Source organism: Bradyrhizobium campsiandrae (assembly GCF_014529705.1).
Taxonomy (GTDB): domain Bacteria; phylum Pseudomonadota; class Alphaproteobacteria; order Rhizobiales; family Xanthobacteraceae; genus Bradyrhizobium; species Bradyrhizobium campsiandrae.
This window is the reverse complement of record NZ_JAANIH010000055.1, coordinates 42,118-60,623: the sequence shown is the minus strand read 5'-3', so window position 1 is coordinate 60,623 and position 18,506 is coordinate 42,118. Positions and strand designations below refer to the sequence as shown.

The 18,506-nt window shown below is 63.8% G+C and carries 13 protein-coding genes; 8 read left to right on the top strand and 5 right to left on the bottom strand.

The annotated features are described in order from the left end of the window. The first annotated feature begins 92 nt into the window (after nucleotides 1–92). On the top strand, nucleotides 93–524 hold the full coding sequence (locus tag G8O24_RS31625; RefSeq protein WP_188106270.1) for a DUF1801 domain-containing protein: 432 nt from the start codon (nucleotides 93–95) through the stop codon (nucleotides 522–524). A 212-nt stretch (nucleotides 525–736) separates the two neighbouring features. Here the strand turns inward: G8O24_RS31625 and G8O24_RS31620 are convergent, their stop codons facing one another. Genes G8O24_RS31620 through G8O24_RS31610 form a run of 3 tightly spaced genes read right to left on the bottom strand, consistent with a single transcriptional unit; the run spans nucleotide 737 to nucleotide 5,512 of the window. Further along, on the bottom strand, nucleotides 737–2,275 hold the full coding sequence (locus G8O24_RS31620) for a SpoVR family protein (RefSeq protein WP_188106269.1): 1,539 nt from the start codon (nucleotides 2,273–2,275) through the stop codon (nucleotides 737–739). Then, a complete protein-coding gene (locus tag G8O24_RS31615; RefSeq protein WP_188106272.1) occupies nucleotides 2,272–3,549 on the bottom strand; it encodes a YeaH/YhbH family protein in 1,278 nt (425 codons plus the stop codon). Before G8O24_RS31615 ends, G8O24_RS31620 begins: the two co-directional genes overlap by 4 nt. Before the next feature lie 19 nt (nucleotides 3,550–3,568). Further along, nucleotides 3,569–5,512 (bottom strand): PrkA family serine protein kinase, encoded by a 1,944-nt coding sequence (locus G8O24_RS31610; protein WP_188106267.1) that lies wholly within the window; start codon nucleotides 5,510–5,512, stop codon nucleotides 3,569–3,571. Between the two features lie 924 nt (nucleotides 5,513–6,436). On the opposite strand from G8O24_RS31610, the gene G8O24_RS31605 reads away from it, so the two are divergent. The 7 genes from G8O24_RS31605 to G8O24_RS31575 are packed head-to-tail and all read left to right on the top strand — an operon-like array spanning nucleotide 6,437 to nucleotide 14,645. Further along, nucleotides 6,437–9,286 (top strand): bifunctional transaldolase/phosoglucose isomerase, encoded by a 2,850-nt coding sequence (locus tag G8O24_RS31605; RefSeq protein ID WP_188106265.1) that lies wholly within the window; start codon nucleotides 6,437–6,439, stop codon nucleotides 9,284–9,286. A gap of 12 nt (nucleotides 9,287–9,298) precedes the next feature. After that, on the top strand, nucleotides 9,299–10,297 hold the full coding sequence (gnd, locus tag G8O24_RS31600; protein WP_188106263.1) for a phosphogluconate dehydrogenase (NAD(+)-dependent, decarboxylating): 999 nt from the start codon (nucleotides 9,299–9,301) through the stop codon (nucleotides 10,295–10,297). Nucleotides 10,298–10,326: 29 nt separating this feature from the next. After that, nucleotides 10,327–11,838: a glucose-6-phosphate dehydrogenase gene (gene zwf / locus G8O24_RS31595; protein WP_188106261.1), complete on the top strand. Its 1,512-nt coding sequence runs from the start codon at nucleotides 10,327–10,329 to the stop codon at nucleotides 11,836–11,838. Continuing rightward, complete coding sequence (pgl, locus tag G8O24_RS31590; protein ID WP_188106259.1) at nucleotides 11,838–12,587, top strand: 6-phosphogluconolactonase; 750 nt, start codon at nucleotides 11,838–11,840, stop codon at nucleotides 12,585–12,587. The genes zwf and pgl overlap by 1 nt, the downstream gene beginning before the upstream one ends. Before the next feature lie 22 nt (nucleotides 12,588–12,609). Continuing rightward, on the top strand, nucleotides 12,610–13,113 hold the full coding sequence (locus G8O24_RS31585; protein ID WP_191093401.1) for a gluconokinase: 504 nt from the start codon (nucleotides 12,610–12,612) through the stop codon (nucleotides 13,111–13,113). 14 nt (nucleotides 13,114–13,127) lie between these two features. Then, nucleotides 13,128–13,943 carry an HAD family hydrolase gene (locus G8O24_RS31580; RefSeq protein ID WP_188106256.1) on the top strand — a complete coding sequence of 272 codons (816 nt, stop codon included), beginning with the start codon at nucleotides 13,128–13,130 and terminating at the stop codon, nucleotides 13,941–13,943. 24 nt (nucleotides 13,944–13,967) lie between these two features. Then, nucleotides 13,968–14,645, top strand: a complete 678-nt coding sequence (locus G8O24_RS31575; protein WP_188106254.1) for a phytanoyl-CoA dioxygenase family protein — start codon at nucleotides 13,968–13,970, stop codon at nucleotides 14,643–14,645. 14 nt (nucleotides 14,646–14,659) lie between these two features. On the opposite strand, the gene G8O24_RS31570 is transcribed toward G8O24_RS31575, so the two are convergent. Together G8O24_RS31570 and malQ are read right to left on the bottom strand one after the other, a co-directional pair. Beyond that, entirely contained in the window at nucleotides 14,660–16,465 is a 1,806-nt protein-coding gene (locus tag G8O24_RS31570; RefSeq protein ID WP_188106252.1) for a glycoside hydrolase family 15 protein, read from the bottom strand. Nucleotides 16,466–16,494: 29 nt separating this feature from the next. After that, entirely contained in the window at nucleotides 16,495–18,456 is a 1,962-nt protein-coding gene (gene malQ / locus G8O24_RS31565; RefSeq protein ID WP_188106250.1) for a 4-alpha-glucanotransferase, read from the bottom strand. Between the last annotated feature and the right edge of the window lie 50 nt (nucleotides 18,457–18,506).

Below are 18,506 nucleotides of genomic sequence, written 5' to 3'. Positions count from 1 at the left end.
CTGGATTGCTTCGCGGAGCCTGTCATCGGGCCGCGCTTCGCGCGGACCCGTTGGCTCGCAATGACACCGGGGGTAATATCGGAGGCGAGATCATGAAGAAGGCGACGATGGTGGCGAAGAAGGACTCTGATGGTCCTTCGCCCTCGAAGCTGATCGACGGCCGGATCAAGGAGCTCGGCGACTGGCGCGGCGAGACGCTGAAGCGCGTCCGCGCACTGATCAAGGAAGCCGATCCCGATGTCGTCGAGGCGTGGAAATGGCGCGGCGTTCCCGTGTGGGAGCACGACGGCATCATCTGCACCGGCGAGACCTACAAGGCGGTGGTGAAGCTGACCTTCGCCAGGGGCGCGGCGCTGGACGATCCCGCCGGCCTGTTCAATTCCAGCCTCGACGGCAATGTGCGGCGCGCGATCGATATCGGCGAAGGCGCTGATATCAACGAGAAGGCGTTGAAGGCGCTGATCCGCGCGGCAGTGGAGCTGAATGCGACGAAGAAAAAGAAGCCGGTGAAGCGCTCGGCATAGGACAACCGCAACCACCAGCGTTCCTTCCCTTCTCCCCTTGTGGGAGAAGGTGGCGCGAAGCGCCGGATGAGGGGTCTCCATCAGCACGGAAGATGCGGAGAGAGACCCCTCACCCGAGTGAGTTTGTATCTCCTGCCGTCGCCGCCCTCTCCCACAAGGGGCGAGGGCACATCAATGCGCATCTTCCGTAATGATCGGGTATCCGCCGGCCCTCACGCCACCGCCGCCGGGATCGGGCGCGGGCTGACGACGTATTCGCGCAGCACCTTGTCGTTGGCATCGACTTCGATCAGGGCGACGTCATAGGTCCAGAGATCGGCCAGATGCTGCAGCACGCGCTTGGCATCGGTCTCGTTGAGCTGCGAGCCCTTGATGACGTGGTGATGCAGGATCAGCCGGCGGTCGCCGGAGAGATCGACGTCGACCACCTCGATATTGGCATCGATGAAGCCGACATCGTGTTGCCGTGCCAGCTCGCGGCGAACGCGGCGGAAACCACGCTCGTCGTGGATGGCGTCGACGCGGATGCCCTGGCGCTCCTCGGGATCGTCGTGGAGATGGAACATGCGGAAGTGCCGCATCAGCTTCGGACTCAGGAACTGGCCGATGAAGCTTTCGTCGCGATAATTCGCCCAGACGTCGCGCAGCACGCCCATGACGTCGCCCTTGCCGGCGATGTCGGGGAACCATTCGCGGTCTTCGTCTTCCGGATTGGTGACGATGCGCTCGATGTCCTGCATCACGGCAAAGCCGAGCGCGTAGGGATTGAAGCCCGAGTAGCGCGGATCGTCGAATTCGGGCTGGAACACCACATTGGTGTGCGAGCCCAGGAATTCGAGGAAATTGCCATCGCTGATGCGGCCCTGCTGATGCAGCTTGGTCATGATGCGATAGTGGACGTAGGTCGCCGTCCCCTCGTTCATCACCTTGGTCTGGCTCTGCGGATAGAAATACTGCGCGATGTGGCGGACGATGCGCAGCAGCTCGCGCTGCCAGGGCGCAAGGCGCGGCGCGCTCTTCTCCAGGAAATAGAGCAGGTTTTCCTGCGGCAGGCCGAGCAGCTTGCGGCGGCGCTCGAGCGAGATCGCGGAGCGGGTCTTCGAGGCGCCCTTGGGCACGGTGCGCCAGAGGTCGTTGAAGACTTCCTCCTCGTGCTGGCGGCGGCGCCCTGCCCGCTTCTCTTCCTCGCGCAGATCGAGCTTCTTCTTGCCGGGATAGCGGTCGATGCCGTGCGACATCAGCGCGTGCGCGGCGTCCAGCGTGCGCTCGACCTCGACGCGGCCATAGCGCTCCTCGCACTGCATGACGTAGTTCTTGGCGAAATCCAGATAGTCGAGAATGCCTTCCGCATCGGTCCACTGCTTGAACAGATAATTGTTCTTGAAGAAGTGGTTGTGGCCGAAGGCGGCGTGCGCGATCACCAGCGTCTGCATCGTCGCCGTGTTCTCCTCCATCAGATAGGAGATGCAGGGCGAGGAGTTGATCACGATCTCATAGGCAAGGCCCATCAGGCCCTTGCGGTACGAGGCCTCGTGATACGCGAAGTGCTTGCCGAACGACCAGTGCTTGTAGAACAGCGGCATGCCGACGGACGAATAGGCGTCCAGCATCTGCTCGGCGGTAATGACCTCGATCTGGTTCGGGTAGACGTCGAGCCCGAGATCCTTCAGCGCCACTTCCTCGCAGGCATCGGTGATGCGCTGCAAGGTGCGGAAATCCCAATCGGCGCCTTCGAACAAGCGTTCCGTCATGGAGCGGCTTTCTCCTGGGCAGTTTCGCGGCGCTGGAACAGATCGTGGAACACCGGGAAGATCTCGCTGCGCTCAGAAACTTTGCGCATCGAGAGCGGTGCGCCAGAGTTGCGCAAGCGCTCATAGAGGGTCCAGAGCGATGAATCCGACAGATCGAAGGCACTGCCGCCGGCTTCCCCGACCTCGAGATAGGCGAAGAACTGGCAGACCGGCAGGATCTTTTCGGTCAGCAGCATGCCGGTGAGCTCGCCATCGGAATAGGAATTGTCGCCGTCGGAAGCTTGCGCGGCGTAGATATTCCAGTCCGCCGGATTGAAGCGCTCGCGCACGATCTCGTGCATCGCCTGCAGCGCGCTGGAGACCAGCGTGCCGCCGGAGGCCGGGCCGTAGAAGAAGGTCTGCTCGTCGACCTCCTCGGCGCGGTCGGTGTGGCGGATGAAGACGATCTCGACATGCTTGTAACGACGCTTCAGGAACACATAGAGCAGCATGTAGAAGCGCTTGGCGAGATCCTTCATGTGCTCGGACATCGAGCCGGAGACGTCCATCAGGCAGAACATCACGGCCTGCGCCACCGGGCGCGGCACCTTCTCGTAGCGGCGGTAGCGGATGTCGAGCGGATCGATGAAGGGAATGCGCTTGGTCTTGGCCTTCAGCTTCTCGAGCCGGGCGATGAGCTCAGCGCGCTCGTCCTCGTCGGTGCAGGCGGCAATCTCGGCTTCCAGCTCGTCGATCTCGTCCTTGCTGGGGCGCTTGAGCGCGATGCGGCGCGCGAGCGCCAGCTTCACGGTGCGGCTGACCGAGATGTTGGCGGGCGAGCCCGAGGTGGTATAGCCGGCGCGCTGGATGCCCTCGCTCTCGGTCTGCGCGATCTTGCGCTTGGCAAGATCAGGCAGCTCGAGATCGTCGAGAAAGAGATCGACGAACTCGTCGCGGCTGAGCACGAAGCGGAAAGCGTCCTCGCTGTCGCCTTCGCCGGGACCGGAATCCTTGGCGCTGCCCTGGCCCTGGCGCTGGAGGTAGTCGCCCTCGATGAACTTCTTGTTGCCGGGCAGCACCATGTCGCGCGTGCCGCCCTCACGGCGGAACCGCGGCTCGTGCATGCCATCGAGCGGGATCGTGACCTCACCCCCCTCCAGGACGTCCTTGATGTCGCGTTCCTGCGAGGTCTTCTTGACGGCGCCCTGCACCAGGGATTTGGCCCGACGCAAGAACCGCTGGCGGTTCTCAAGACTCTTGCCGCCTGGATTCAGGCGCCTGTCAATAATGTGAATGGCCACTTTCTCATCCGCCTCAACCGGCTTGCTTCACGCGCATGTACCACTCGACCAGTCGGCGAACCTGACGCTCGGTGTAGCCGCGCTCCACCATGCGTGCCACGAACTCGCCGTGCTTCTTCTCCGTCTCGCCGTCCTTCTTCGAACCGAAGGAGATGACCGGAAGCAGGTCCTCGACCTGGGAGAATATCCGCTTTTCGATCACATCGCGAATCTTCTCGTAGGAGGTCCAGGTCGGATTCTTGCCGCCGTTCTGGGCCCGGGAGCGTAACGAGAATTTGACGACCTCGTTGCGGAAGTCCTTGGGGTTGGCGATGCCCGCCGGCTTCTCGATTTTCGTCAATTCCTGGTTCAACAGTTCGCGATCGAGCAGCTGGCCGGTGTCAGGATCCTTGAAGTCCTGGTCCTCGATCCAGGCATCGGCGTAGTCGACATAGCGGTCGAACAGGTTCTGACCGTAATCGGAGTAGGATTCCAGATACGCCTTCTGGATCTCGTTACCGATGAACTCGGCGTAGCGCGGCGCGAGCTCGGCCTTGATGAATTCGAGATAGCGCTTCTCGACTTCCTCGGGCAGCTGTTCCCTGCGGATCGACTGCTCCAGCGCGTACATCAGGTGCACGGCGTCGGCGGCGACCTCCTGCGGATCGTGGTTGAAGGTCGCAGCCAGGATCTTGAAGGCGAAGCGGGTGGAGACGCCGTCCATGCCCTCGTCGACGCCGGCGGCGTCGCGATATTCCTGGACGCTGCGCGCCTTCGGATCGGATTCCTTCAGGCTCTCGCCGTCATAGACCCGCATCTTGGCGAACAGCGTGGAGTTCTCGTGCTTGCGCAGGCGCGACATCACGGAGAAGCGGGCCAGCGTCTCCAGGGTCGAGGGCGCGCAAGGTGCGGCCGCGAGCTCGGAGCCCTGGATCAGCTTTTCGTAGATCTTCTGCTCTTCGGTGACCCGCAGGCAGTAAGGCACCTTGATGACGCAGATGCGGTCGATGAAGGCTTCGTTGTTCTTGTTCGACTTGAAGCTCGCCCACTCCGCCTCGTTGGAGTGCGCGAGGATGACGCCGGTGAACGGGATCGCGCCGATATTCTCGGTGCCGATATAATTGCCTTCCTGCGTTGCGGTCAGCAACGGGTGCAGCATCTTGATCGGCGCCTTGAACATTTCGACGAATTCGAGCACGCCCTGATTGGCGCGGTTGAGACCGCCGGAATAGCTGTAGGCATCAGGGTCGTTCTGCGCGTAGGTCTCGAGCTTGCGGATGTCGACCTTGCCGACCAGCGAGGAGATGTCCTGGTTGTTCTCGTCGCCGGGCTCGGTCTTGGCGATCGCGATCTGGCGCAGCCGCGACGGCTGGATCTTGGCGACCCTGAACTGGGAGATGTCGCCGCCGAAGGCTTCGAGCCGCTTGTAGCACCACGGGCTCATCAGGCCGGAGAGACGCCGGCGCGGAATGCCGTACTTCTCTTCGAGCATCGGCCCCAACTGATCGGGATCGAACAGGCTGAGCGGGCTCTCGAACACCGGCGAAAGTTCGTCGCCGGCCTTGAGCACGTAGACCGGATGCACTTCCATCAGCGACTTCAGCCGCTCGGCGAGCGAGGATTTGCCGCCGCCGACCGGTCCGAGCAGATAGAGGATCTGCTTGCGCTCTTCGAGGCCTTGCGCCGCGTGGCGGAAGAAACCGACGATGCGCTCGATGGTTTCTTCCATGCCGTAGAAGCCGGCGAAGGCCGGATAGGTACGGATGGTGCGATTCAAAAAAATACGGCCAAGGCGTGGGTCCTTGGCCGTGTCAATCGTCTGAGGCTCGCCGATCGCCGCTAGTAACCGTTCGGCCGCGTTCGCGTATTTCATGGGATCGCTTCGACACGATTCCAGATATTCCGCCATCGACATGTCGTGCTGGCTTCTCGCCTCGAACGACCGAGCGAAAGCGTTGAATAGAGAATCGTTGTACATGATCCCTCTCCGCGTGAGTTCCGCTACAAGCTGAAACGAAAGCAGTTACTAGACCGTTCCTCAGGCCGCTTCTCGAATCAGCGTGAGCACATGACAGTCATTGGACACCCGCCTGCCGACGCGACGCAACGCACAAGGTAGGCACTCCGTGAATTACGAACAGGCACTTGCCTGTAATTTGTGCGAATCTTTGTCTATCTTGGCTTATTTCCAGAAATTGTCACTGGCTCGCCACATCCGGGCAAATACCGAGGCGGAGCCCTCCGGCACTGCAACATGACAATCTGCGAGCGGCAAACTTATGACGCTTGCGGCACGAAGTCTTGCGTGCGGCGTTCATCTTCCTGCTGCAATGCGGTGGCTCGACTGCCTGCAGCGGCCTCACCGCTTGCAGCATGACAATTGCGGCAAACGCGCAGCAATGTAGCAAAATCGGTCGCCAACCCCTCCGCACGGACAACAAATCGATCGCTTGGCATGTCGCGCACCAAAACGCACGGACGTGATCTTGGGATGCATTGACGCAGACGGTCGGCGCAATCGATGGCCGGTGACCTGAGAGGGTCATGCCATCAGGACGCGCGTGCATGCCTTTCCCAGCATGGCCATTCGCATCGCGGCCGAGCCAATGGCAATCAGACGGAGACAATCAGACGGAGCGATATCCGCCGACGACACTCCGCATCCGCTGACCAATCTCAGCGACGCGACCGATCAACACCCCAGCCAAACCAATTCGGCCAAATCTTTATTACGCAAAACCTCATCGCCGCCTGGATCGTCATGATCGCGACGGAGTTACACTGCAAGGATGACGTCTACGTCCTGGTTTGGTTCCTTCTCAGGAGCATGTTAGCTACAGGATAGCGCGTCGGGACCGGGGCGGAAACCCCTCGCCCGGAGGCTTGGAGATAAAAAATCATCATGAATCCCGTCAAAGAACTGGAAAAGCACGGACAAGCCGTCTGGCTGGACTTTCTGGCCCGCGGCTTCATCGCCAAGGGCGACCTGAAGCGGCTGATCGACACCGACGGCGTCAAGGGCGTCACCTCCAATCCCTCGATCTTCGAGAAGGCGATCGGCAGCTCGGACGAATACGACGCCCCGATCGGCAAGGCGCTGAAGCGCGGCGACCGCACCGTGGCCGATTTGTTCGAGGCGGTCGCGGTCGAGGACATCCAGCACGCCGCCGACGTGCTGCGCCCGGTCTATGACCGCCTGAAAGGTGGCGACGGCTATGTCAGCCTCGAAGTCTCGCCCTATCTCGCCATGGACACAGCAGGCACGGTCGCTGAGGCGCGCCGGCTCTGGAAGGACGTCGGCCGCAAGAACCTGATGGTGAAGGTGCCGGCGACGCCAGAGGGCCTCCCCGCAATTGAAACGCTGATTGGCGAGGGCATCAGCATCAACATTACGCTGCTGTTCTCGAAAGCCGTCTACCTGGAGGTCGCCGAAGCTTACCTCGCCGGGCTGGAAAAATACGTCGCCGGCGGCGGCGATCCCTCCCATGTCGCGAGCGTGGCGAGCTTCTTCGTCAGCCGGATCGATTCCGTCGTCGACAAGCAGCTCGACGAGAAGATTGCCAGGGCGAACGACCCATCCGAGAAGGAGCGCCTTGCCGCGCTGAAGGGCAAGGTCGCCATCGCCAATGCCAAGGTCGCCTATCAGGACTACAAGCGCCTGTTCTCGGGGCCGCGCTGGGAGAAGCTTGCGGCCAGGGGCGCCAAGCCGCAGCGCATGCTGTGGGCCTCGACCGGCACCAAGAACAAGGACTACAGCGACGTGCTCTATGTCGAGGAGCTGATCGGCCCCGACACCATCAACACCGTGCCGCCGGCGACGCTCGACGCGTTCCGAGACCATGGCAAGCCACGCGACAGCCTCGAGGAAAACATCGACGACGCCCGCCGCGTGCTGGACGAGCTGGAGCGCTCCGGCATCTCGCTCGACGCCATCACCGAGGAGCTCGTCAAGGACGGCGTCAAGCAGTTCGCGGATGCCGCCGACAAGCTGTACGGCGCCGTCGCCCACAAGCGCGCGACCGTGCTCGGGCCGGCGATCGACCGCCAGCAGCTTTCGCTCGGCGACGGCCTCGGCAAGGCCGTGGCCAAGAGCACCGAAGAGTGGCGCGCCGCGGCCAAGATCCGCAGGCTGTGGCAGCGCGACAAGTCGGTCTGGACCGGGACGGATGAGGACAAATGGCTGGGCTGGCTCGACAGCGCCGCCAAGGCCGACGTCGCCGACTATGAGGATTACGCGGCCCGCGTGAAGGGACAGAAATTCTCCGACGCCGTCGTGCTCGGCATGGGCGGATCGAGCCTCGGCCCCGAGGTGCTGGCCGAGACCTTTGCGCGGAAGCCGGGCTTTCCGAAGCTGCACGTGCTCGATTCCACCGATCCGGCCGAGGTGCGGGCGATGGAGGCCAAGATCGACATTGCCAACACCGTGTTCATCGTCTCCAGCAAGTCCGGCGGCACCACCGAGCCGAACGCGATGAAGGACTATTTCCATGAACGCGTCGCGCAGGCCCTCGGCCCGAAGGCCAAGACCGGCTTCCGCTTCATCGCGGTGACCGATCCCGGATCGTCGCTGGAGAAGGCGGCCAAGAAGCTGAACTATGCCCGCATCTTCCATGGCGAGCCCTCGATCGGCGGACGCTATTCGGTGCTGTCGCCATTCGGCCTGGTGCCGGCAGCCACCGCCGGCATCGACGTCAAGACCTTCATCAAACATGCGCTGGCGATGGCGCGCTCCTGCGGACCCGACGTGCCGCCGAGCGAAAACCCCGGCGTCCAGCTCGGCCTCGCCATGGGCCATGCCGGCCTCGAAGGCCGCGACAAGGTGACGATCCTGGCGTCGAAGAAGATCGCCGATTTCGGCGCCTGGGCCGAGCAGCTCATCGCGGAATCGACCGGCAAGGAAGGCAAAGGCCTGATCCCGATCGCCGGCGAGCCGCTCGGCGAGTCCGCGGTTTACGGCCATGACCGTTTCTTCATCGACATCCGCACCGAGGGTGAAACCGATGCCGCCCATGACTCGGCACTCGCCGGGATCGAGGCGGCCGGCCATCCGGTGGTGCGCATCGTCATGAAGTCGATCGACCATCTCGGCCAGGAATTCTTCCGCTTCGAGATGGCGACTGCGGTGGCCGGCAGCATCCTCGGCATCAATCCGTTCGACCAGCCCGACGTTGAAGCGGCCAAGATCAAGACCCGCGAGCTGACATCGGCGTTCGAGAAGACCGGCGCGCTGCCGGCGGAAGAGCCCGTCGTCAGCACCGATCAGGCCGATCTCTACACCGATGCGGCCAACGCCAAGGCGCTGCGCGCTGCCGGCGCCAATGGCGATCTCACCTCCTGGCTGAAGGCGCATCTGTCACGCTCCGGCCATGGGGACTATGTCGCGCTGCTCGGCTATATCGCACGCGACAAGGCCAACATCGACGCGCTTCAGGCAATGCGCCTCGAAGTGCGCGAGAAACGGCATGTCGCGACCTGTGCCGAGTTCGGACCGCGCTTCCTGCACTCGACGGGCCAGGCCTACAAAGGCGGGCCGGACAGCGGCGTGTTCCTCCAGATCACCGCCGACGACGCCAAGGATCTGCCGGTGCCGGGCCAGAAGGCCAGCTTCGGCGTGATCAAGGCGGCGCAGGCCCGCGGCGACTTCGACGTGCTCACCGAGCGCGGCCGGCGCGCGCTTCGGATCCACCTGAAGGGTCCGCTCAGGAAAGGTCTCGCGGCGCTCAATGCCGCGCTCAACGACGCACTGAATTAAGGGATCTCTCACATGCAACTCGGCATGATCGGCCTCGGCCGGATGGGCGGCAACATCGTTCGCCGGCTGATGCGCCACGGCCATTCCACCGTGGTTTATGACAAGGACGCCAAAGCCGTCGCCGGCCTCGCCGCAGACGGCGCCGTCGGCTCCGCAACGCTCGAGGAGTTCATCTCGAAGCTGGAGCGGCCGCGCACGGCCTGGGTGATGCTGCCCGCGGGCCGCATCACGGAAGCGACCATCGACACGATCGCAGGCGTGATGCAGGACGGCGACGTCATCATCGACGGCGGCAACACGTTCTGGCAGGACGACGTCCGCCGCGGCAAGGCACTGAAGGCGCGCGGCATCCACTATGTCGACGTCGGCACGTCGGGCGGCGTCTGGGGCCTCGACCGCGGCTATTGCATGATGATCGGCGGCGAGAAGCAGGTGGTCGACCGGCTCGATCCGATCTTCGCAGCCCTGGCACCGGGCGCGGGCGACATCCCGCGCACGGAAGGACGCGAGGGCCGCGATCCCCGCATCGAGCAGGGCTACATTCATGCCGGCCCGGTCGGCGCCGGACACTTCGTCAAGATGATCCACAACGGCATCGAATACGGCCTGATGCAGGCCTATGCCGAAGGCTTCGACATCCTCAAGAACGCCAACACCGACGCACTGCCCGTCGACCATCGCTATGACTTCGATCTGGCCGACATCGCCGAAGTCTGGCGGCGCGGCAGCGTGATCCCGTCCTGGCTGCTCGACCTCACCTCGACCGCGCTCGCCGACAGCCCGCAGCTTTCGGAATATTCCGGTTTCGTCGAGGATTCCGGCGAGGGACGCTGGACCGTGAATGCCGCGATCGACGAGGCCGTGCCGGCCGAAGTCTTGACCGCGGCGCTCTACACACGTTTCCGTTCCCGGAAGGAACACACCTTCGCCGAAAAAATTCTTTCCGCGATGCGCGCGGGATTCGGCGGCCACAAGGAGCCGAAGCAGCCGGACGCTTCGAAGCCCAAATAAGATCTTCCCAAAGCGAAGGCCGATCGCTCGTGACAAAAGACCCACAAGAAAAACGCAAGCCGGAAAACTGTGCCTTCGTCATTTTTGGCGTCACCGGCGATCTCACCCATCGCCTGGTCATGCCGTCGCTGTACAATCTGGCGGCCGAGCACCTGCTGCCGGAAAAATTCTGCGTCGTCGGCGTGGCCCGCAAGGGCCAGTCCGATGACGAACTGCGCGACAGCCTGATGAAGGGCCTGCGCCAGTTCGCCACGCGCCCCATCGACGACGACATCGCCCGGAAACTGCTGGAATGCGTCACCTTCGTCGAGGCCGACCCGAAGGACCCGCCCTCCTTCGACCGCCTGCGCGAGCATCTGGATTCGCTGGAATGCGCGCAGGATACCGGCGGCAACCGCCTGTTCTATCTGGCAACACCGCCCGCTGCGTTCGCACCGACTGCGCGCGAGCTCGGCCGCACCGGCATGATGAGGGAAAACGGCGCCTGGCGGCGCCTGGTGATCGAAAAGCCTTTTGGCACCGACCTCGCATCGGCCAAGGCGCTGAATGCCGAGCTCCTGAAGATCATGGACGAGCACCAGATCTACCGGATCGATCATTATCTCGGCAAGGAAACAGTGCAGAACATCCTGGTGCTGCGCTTTGCCAACGGCATGTTCGAGCCGATCTGGAATCGCAACCATATCGACCACATCCAGATCAGCGTGGAGGAAAAGCTCGGCGTCGGCCACCGCGGCGGCTTCTATGATGCCACCGGCGCGCTGCGCGACATGGTGCCGAACCACCTGTTTCAGCTGATGTCGCTGGTCGCGATGGAACCGCCGGCGCGCTTCGACGCACATTCCGTGCGCTCCGAGAAAGCCGAGGTGCTCACCTCGATCCAGCAGCCGAACCACGAGGAAGCCTTGCGAAACTCGGTGCGCGCGCAATATCTCGCCGGCCGCATCGGCGACGACGAGCTCCCTGATTATCGCAAGACCGAGGACGTCAAGCCCGGCAGCACCACCGAAACCTTCGTCGCGCTGAAACTGATGATCGACAATTGGCGCTGGGCCGGCGTGCCGTTCTATTTGCGCACCGGCAAGGCGCTCGGCCACAAGCGCACCGAGGTCGCGATCAAGTTCAAGCAGGCGCCGCTGTCGATGTTCTCCGGCACGACGATCGACCGCCTGTCGCAGAATTTCCTCACCATCGGCATCGCGCCGACCGAAACCATCGAGCTTCAATTCAACGCCAAGATTCCCGGGCCGAGCATCACCATCGACGGGGTCGAGATGAAGTTCAGATACGGCGATTATTTCCGCGCCGATCCCTCCACCGGCTACGAGACGCTGATCTACGACTGCATGATCGGCGACAACATCCTGTTCCAGCGCGCCGACGGCATCGAGGCCGGCTGGGCGGCGGTGCAGCCCTTCCTCGACGCCTGGAAGACCGCGGGCGACAACGGCATCGAGACCTATGAGGCCGGCAGCGACGGCCCGGCCTGCGCGGACGAGCTGTTGCGACGCGACGGCCGCAGCTGGCGGAAGTTTTCGTGATGGCGGCGGCTGACCAGCCGAAGCTGATCGTCGCGGCCGACGCCGAGGCCCTGGCGCAAGCCGCGGCCGAGCGGGTGATGGCGCGGATCGCGGCCAATCCCGGCCGGATCGCGATCTGCCTCACTGGCGGCTCCAGCCCGAAAAAGCTCTATCAGCTGCTCGGCAGCGATAGCTGGCGCGGCAGGATTCCCTGGGATCGCGTGCACTGGTTCATCGGCGACGAACGTTTTGTCCCCGACAGCGATCCTCTCAACAACATGGCGGTCGCCCGCGCCGCGTTTCTCGACCGCAACGCACCATCCGGCCATATCCACCCGATTCCGACCACGACCGAGAGCCCCGGCCGGAGTGCGGAAGCCTATGCGCGCGAGCTCGCGGCCTTCTACGGCTCTGAGAAGCTCGATCCGGCAAGGCCGCTGTTCGATCTGGTCCTGATGGGCGCCGGCCCGGACGGACACACCGCCTCGCTGTTTCCCGGCTATCCCGAAATCGAGGAAGCCACGCGCTGGGTCGTCGGCGTGCCCAGAGCCAATGTCGCGCCCTTCGTGCCGCGCGTCTCGCTGACGCTTCCCACGCTCGCCTCCTGCCGCGAAATGCTGTTCGAGATTGCAGGGCATGACAAGCAGCCAATCTTGACGCGCCTCTTCAATGGCGAGACTCTGCCGGCGTTACGCGCGCGCTCCAATGGTGAGACCGTCTGGCTGGTCGATGAGGCCGCGCTTCCGGAGGGAATTCGTGGGCCGCGCTAAAGCACCTTGTGCGTTGATCGTGATGGGCGTCTCGGGATCGGGCAAGAGCACGATTGCAGCAGCACTTGGGGAACGCCTTGGCTGGCGGTTCGAGGATGGCGACAGCTTTCACCCCGCAAGCAATGTCGAGAAGATGAGGGCCGGCCAACCGCTCACCGACGAGGACCGCTGGCCCTGGCTCAACGCCATTGCCGACGAGATCGGGCGGGTCTGCAGCAGAGGCGAACAAATCATCATCGCCTGCTCGGCGCTCAAGCACAGCTATCGCAACGTGCTGCTGCGCGGACGCGACGACGTGCGCTTCATCTTTCTCAAGGGCACGCAGGAGCTGATTGCCGACCGGCTGGCGCACCGCAAGGGCCATTTCATGCCATCAGGGCTCCTGACCAGCCAGTTCAACACGCTGGAGCCGCCGGAGGCCAGCGAGCACGTCATCACGGCCTCGATCGACGAATCCGTCGAGGCGATCGTCGACGGCATCGTGCGGCAGCTGAAGATCGACGGCGGCAAGAGCAGGGCCGTTTAAACCAAGGTTTCGCCATGACGAAAATCTCACTGGTCGTTTCCGATGTCGACGGCACGCTGCTGACCAAGGACAAGACGCTGACGGACCGGGCGAGGAGCGCGGTGCAGCGGCTGCACCAGGCCGGCATCGGCTTCACCGTCACCTCCAGCCGCCCCGCGATCGGCATGCGCTTCCTGATCGAGCCGCTGGCGCTGTGGCTGCCGGTCGGCCCGTTCAACGGCTCCTCGATCGTCGATCCCGAGATGAGGCCGGTCGAGCAGCATCTGATCCCGAAGGGCGCAGCCGAGCGGTCATTGCAGATTCTCCGCGAGTTCGGCGCCGACATCTGGCTGTTCACCACCGACAAATGGCTGATCGACAACCCCGGCGGCCATTACGTCGCCCACGAGCAGCACACCATCCGCGCCGACCCGACCATCGTGACGGATTTTTCGCCCTACTTCGCCAGCGCCTGCAAGATCGTCGGTGCCAGCGTCGATGCCGCCGGGCTCGAGCGATGCGAGAAGGCGATGCAGCAGGCGCTCGGAGCCGAGGCGACGGCGGTGCGGTCGCAGACCTATTATCTCGACATCACCCCGCCCGGCTTCGACAAGGGCACCTTCGTGCAGGCCATGGCCAATCGCCTCGGCATCTCGCTGGATGCGGTCGCCACCATCGGCGACATGCAGAACGACCTCGCGATGTTCCGCGTCAGCGGCACCTCGATCGCCATGGGCAACGCCACCGACAACGTCAAGGACCAAGCCACCCACGTCACCGCAACCAACGAGCAGGACGGTTTTGCCGAGGCGATGGAGATGATCCTGACGCGGAACGGGGTGGTGGGCTGAGCAATCGGGTATGGATGTACGGCCTTGGAAATTGACCGGCTGACTCTTCGGGACGACGGCGCGCAGCTGTTCCGGCAGGCGTTGACATCCGATCGAGTACAGGAACTTAAGGAAACCCTGTCCCATTTGCCGCCCAATCAAGCCGGACTGAGATTAAAAGGCATTGAGGGTCTCGCGCCCTTCCTTGCTCCGCGCGGAGAAGTCGGAAGCTTTGCCGCCTCAGTGCTCGGAGAGACGTGCCGCCCGGTCAGGGTCGTCCTGTTTGACAAGACGGCCGCGACGAATTGGGCCTTGGGCTGGCACCAGGACCGCACCATTGCCGTGAAGGCACGCATTCCGGTCGATGGCTTCAATACCTGGAGCGTCAAGAGCGGCATGCAGCATGTCGAGCCGCCCTTTGCCTTGCTGTCGGGCATGGTGACCCTGCGGGTCCATATCGACCCGGCCCCGGTCAGCAATGCACCACTGTTGATCGCGCCCGGGTCGCACAAGCTTGGGCAGATTCCGGAAGACAAGGTGCGGGACGTCGTCCGACGTTGCGGCACAGTTGCGTGCCTGGCCGATGCCGGCGACATCTGGTTGTACGCGACGCCTATTCTCCATGCTTCGAACGCCGCCACCGCTCCAATGCATCGCCGCGTCCTGCAAGTCGACTTTGCCGTCGGCGAACTCCCGGGCGGCCTGGAGTGGCTCGGGGTCTAGGACGCGGGCTGTCTTCACTGCTTCGACCGCTGCATCGCCGGCTTCGCGCTCTTCTGCCGCGCTGCCGACAGATTATGCGCGGTGTTGATCAGGGCGATGTGGGTCAGGGCCTGGGGGAAGTTTCCGGTCTGGCGCCCGGCGCCGGAATCATATTCCTCGGCCAATAGCCCGACGTCGTTCGCGATGCCGACCACGCGGTCGAACAGGACTTGCGCCTGGTCGAGATTGCCCGACAGCACATGGGCGTCGGCGAGCCACAACGTACAGGCCAGGAACGCGCCTTCGATCGGCTGTTGCTCCTCGGAGACCTCGCGCGGATCGTGCCGCAAGACAAAGCCGTCGCGCATCATGTGCTTCTCGACCGCTGCGATGGTGCCGCGGATGCGCGGATCGTCCGCCGGCAGGAAGCCGACGGCCGGCAATAGCAAGAGGCTCGCATCCAGGAGTTTCGAGCCATAGGATTCGACGAACGTACTCTCTTCCCGATCAAACCCCTCGTTGCAGACATCGCGATGAATCGCCTCCCGCAGCGTGCACCAGTGCAGCAGCGGCGCCTTGAAGCCGAAGGTCTCGGCGCTCTTGATGGCGCGGTCGAAGGCGACCCAGGTCATGACCTTGGAAAAGACGTAGTGCCGGGGCTGGCCACGCCGTTCCCAGATGCCGTGATCGGGCTGGTCCCAGACCTCGGCGAGATGGTTGAGCACGGCGCATTCCAGCGACCAGGTCGCGTCGTCATCGAGCTTCAGCTTGGCCATGCGCGACTGGTGGAAGGCGTCGATCAATTCGCCATAGACATCGAGTTGAAGCTGCGCATGGGCGGCATTGCCGATGCGCACCGGCTTTGCGCCCTCATAGCCGTCGAGCCAGCCCGCCTCCCATTCCAGGAGCCGACGCTGGCCCCAGATGCCGTACATGATCTGCATGTTGGCTGGCGAGCCGGCCGCGGCGCGCAAGAGCCAGTTGTGCCAGGCCGAGGCTTCCTCGGTATAGCCCGAATTCATCAGCGCCAGCAGCGTGAAGGTGGCATCGCGCAGCCAGCAGAAGCGGTAGTCCCAATTCCTGCTGCCGCCGAGCTTTTCCGGCAACGAGGTGGTTGGCGCCGCGACGATGCCGCCGGTCGGACCGAACGTCAGCGCCTTCAGCGTGATCAGCGAGCGCATGACGAGATCGCGATATTCGCCGTCATGCGTGGAGCGGCTTGACCATTCGTGCCAGAATGTCTCGGTCTCCTGAAGCGCGAGGTCGGGGTCGATCGCCTCGGGCGGATCGAGATGCGAGGGACCGTAGGTCAGCACGAACGGCACGGTCTCGCCGGCCTTGATCTCGAAATCGGAAACCGTCGTGAGGTCCTCGCCGCGTATCTCGGCCGGCGTGCGCAGCACCGTCATGTCCTGGCCCGCAATGGCCATCAGCGAGTGGTCGATCCGCCGCACCCAGGGAATGTCGACGCCGAAGCCGAAGCGGATCACGAGCTCCATCCGCATCTTCACGGTGCCCGAGAGGCCGCGCACCAGCCGAACGATGTCGGAGGCCTCCCCGCGCGGCGGCATGAAGTCGACCAGCGCGACAGTGCCGTTCTCCGTCTCGAAGCGCGTTTCGAGGATCAGCGTATCGCCGAGATAGCGGCGCGAGATCGCGGTGACCTCCCCGCTCGGCGCAATCAGCCAGCGGCCGTTCTTGCTGGAGCCGAGGATGGCGGCAAAGCAGGCATCGGAATCGAAGGCCGGCCAGCACAGCCAGTCGATCGAGCCGTTGCGCCCGACCAGCGCCACGGTCTCGCAGTCGCCAATCAACGCATAGTCTTCGATCTTCCGTGACAAGGTCGTGAGAGCCTGGAAATCCCGCCAGATCAACTCCCGCCGTGCAGCGAACGTTCCCGCGTCGCCGCCTTCAAAGCCGCGAGATCGACCTTGGACGCAATCTTGTCCAGCGCGACCGGCAGGCGCTGGCGCCAGTTCGGATGTTCGTCGATCGTGCCGGGAATATTGGGCTGGTCGATCACGCCGAGCAGATCCTCCATCGATACCGCGAGCAGCCGCGAGGGCGTGCGCGACAGGAAACCGAGCACCGAATAGAGATCATTGGCGCTGATGCCGTTCTGGCGCAGGATCGCATCGAGCGCCCCGAGCGCGTCCCAGCGTGCCTGGTCGTCCTCGCCGGGATCGAGCCCGAGCGAACGCTTCATCCTGAGATCGCTGAAGGAACGCCAGCCCGCATAGGTGCAGAGGTCGTGCGTGTTGAGCGTGACCAGCGCGTTCGGCCGATAATGGTCGATGTTGCGGAAATGGCCGGCATCGTCACGCTCGAACATCATGACGAGATAGGACCAGATGCCGAAATCCTGCATCGTCTCGCGAAACCCTTCCGGCACGGTGCCGAGGTCTTCGCCGATCACGATGCATTTATGGGTGACGCTCTCGCGGACGACGGCCGCCAGCAGCGCCTCGAGCGGCATCTGCACATAGGCGCCGTTGTCGGGCTTGAAGCCGCGCGGCACCAGATAGAGCCGCTTCAGTCCCAGCACGTGATCGAGCCTGATCGCGCCGGCATGCCGCATCGAGGCGGCCAGCATGTCGGCGAACGGCACGAAGGATTGCGCCTCGAGGCCGCCCGCATTGAAACCGGCAAGGCCCCAGTCCTGCCCGACGGTGTTGAGCACGTCGGGCGGCGCGCCGACCGCGAGGTGGCGGGAGATCGCCGTTTGCTCGTTCCAGGCATCGAAGCCGTTGGACTGCACGCCGACGGCGACGTCGAGATAAAGCCCGACCCGCATGCCGAGCTCGGCGGACAGCGCCTTGGCGGCGTGCAACTGGCTATCGGCGGTCCATTGCACGAATTCGACGAACTCGACCTCGCGCTTGTCGGGCCCGTTGCGCATATCTGCGCATTTGGCATCGTCCGGCTGCTGCCATTCCGCCGGCCATTCCCACCACGGCACGTTGAACCGATGCCGCAGCACCTCGAAGCAGGCGAAGCGCGACAACAATGGCCCGCGGTCGGCACGGAAGGCATCAAACTGATTGCGGCGGACGCCAGTCGCTGACTTCACGAAACTGTCAAAGGCGGCGCGCAGGCCCAACCATTTCAGCGCCGCCATGTCGACATACGGGACACGATCCCCTTCGCGCAGCCGCGCGGCGGTCGCGGCCGCGTCCGGGACGAGATCGGCCGAATATTCCGGGATGGCCTCGACGTCGATATAGAGGGGATTGAGAAACAGCCGGCTGTTCGGCGAATAGGGGCTGCAATCGCCCGGCTGGTTGTCGAACAGGACATGGAGCGGATTGAGCCCGACGCCGTCGGCGCCGAGCTGCTTTGCAAGCCTGACAAGGCCGGCCAGATCGGTGAAGTCGCCGATCCCCCAGTTGCGGTCCGAGCGGACGCTATAGAGCTGCACGGCCAGCAGCCAGCCGCGATCGAAATCGCCGCCGAAGGCCCGCTCAGGCGCCACGATCATCGGCACCTCTTCGGTCGTACCTCCGGCATCGGTCAGCGTCAGGCGGTGGTAGCCGAGCGGCAGACCGGCGGGCCAGACGATGACGGGCTCGCGCGTCTCGCCTTGTGCGATCACATGTCCATTTCCGGTAACTTTCCAGCGCAGCGGCGCCGCGCCAATCGAAGCGAGCTCGGTGCGGGGATTGCCCAGCGCGCGCACCACGACCGGCCCGCTGACGAAGCGATAGACCCGTTTTTCGGGCAGGGCATCGAGGATGGATTTCAGCGCCTCGGGTGCGGTGACCCGCAGCTTCCCCAAGGCATCGACGAATTCAGATTGAACGCCCTTGATCCGGGCTTGAGCTAAAATGTCCATTCGGCACGCTGCTTGCAGGCCATCAGTCGGCCGGTGGGATCGATTTTAAC

What these genes read in the sequence shown, in the direction of transcription:
- G8O24_RS31620 (WP_188106269.1), bottom strand. Translation starts at nt 2,275, where the DNA reads ATGACGGAACGCTTGTTCGAAGGCGCCGATTGGGATTTCCGCACCTTG.
- malQ (WP_188106250.1), bottom strand. Translation starts at nt 18,456, where the DNA reads ATGGACATTTTAGCTCAAGCCCGGATCAAGGGCGTTCAATCTGAATTC.
- gnd (WP_188106263.1), top strand. Translation starts at nt 9,299, where the DNA reads ATGCAACTCGGCATGATCGGCCTCGGCCGGATGGGCGGCAACATCGTT.
- G8O24_RS31610 (WP_188106267.1), bottom strand. Translation starts at nt 5,512, where the DNA reads ATGTACAACGATTCTCTATTCAACGCTTTCGCTCGGTCGTTCGAGGCG.
- pgl (WP_188106259.1), top strand. Translation starts at nt 11,838, where the DNA reads ATGGCGGCGGCTGACCAGCCGAAGCTGATCGTCGCGGCCGACGCCGAG.
- G8O24_RS31580 (WP_188106256.1), top strand. Translation starts at nt 13,128, where the DNA reads ATGACGAAAATCTCACTGGTCGTTTCCGATGTCGACGGCACGCTGCTG.
- G8O24_RS31605 (WP_188106265.1), top strand. Translation starts at nt 6,437, where the DNA reads ATGAATCCCGTCAAAGAACTGGAAAAGCACGGACAAGCCGTCTGGCTG.
- G8O24_RS31625 (WP_188106270.1), top strand. Translation starts at nt 93, where the DNA reads ATGAAGAAGGCGACGATGGTGGCGAAGAAGGACTCTGATGGTCCTTCG.
- G8O24_RS31585 (WP_191093401.1), top strand. Translation starts at nt 12,610, where the DNA reads ATGGGCGTCTCGGGATCGGGCAAGAGCACGATTGCAGCAGCACTTGGG.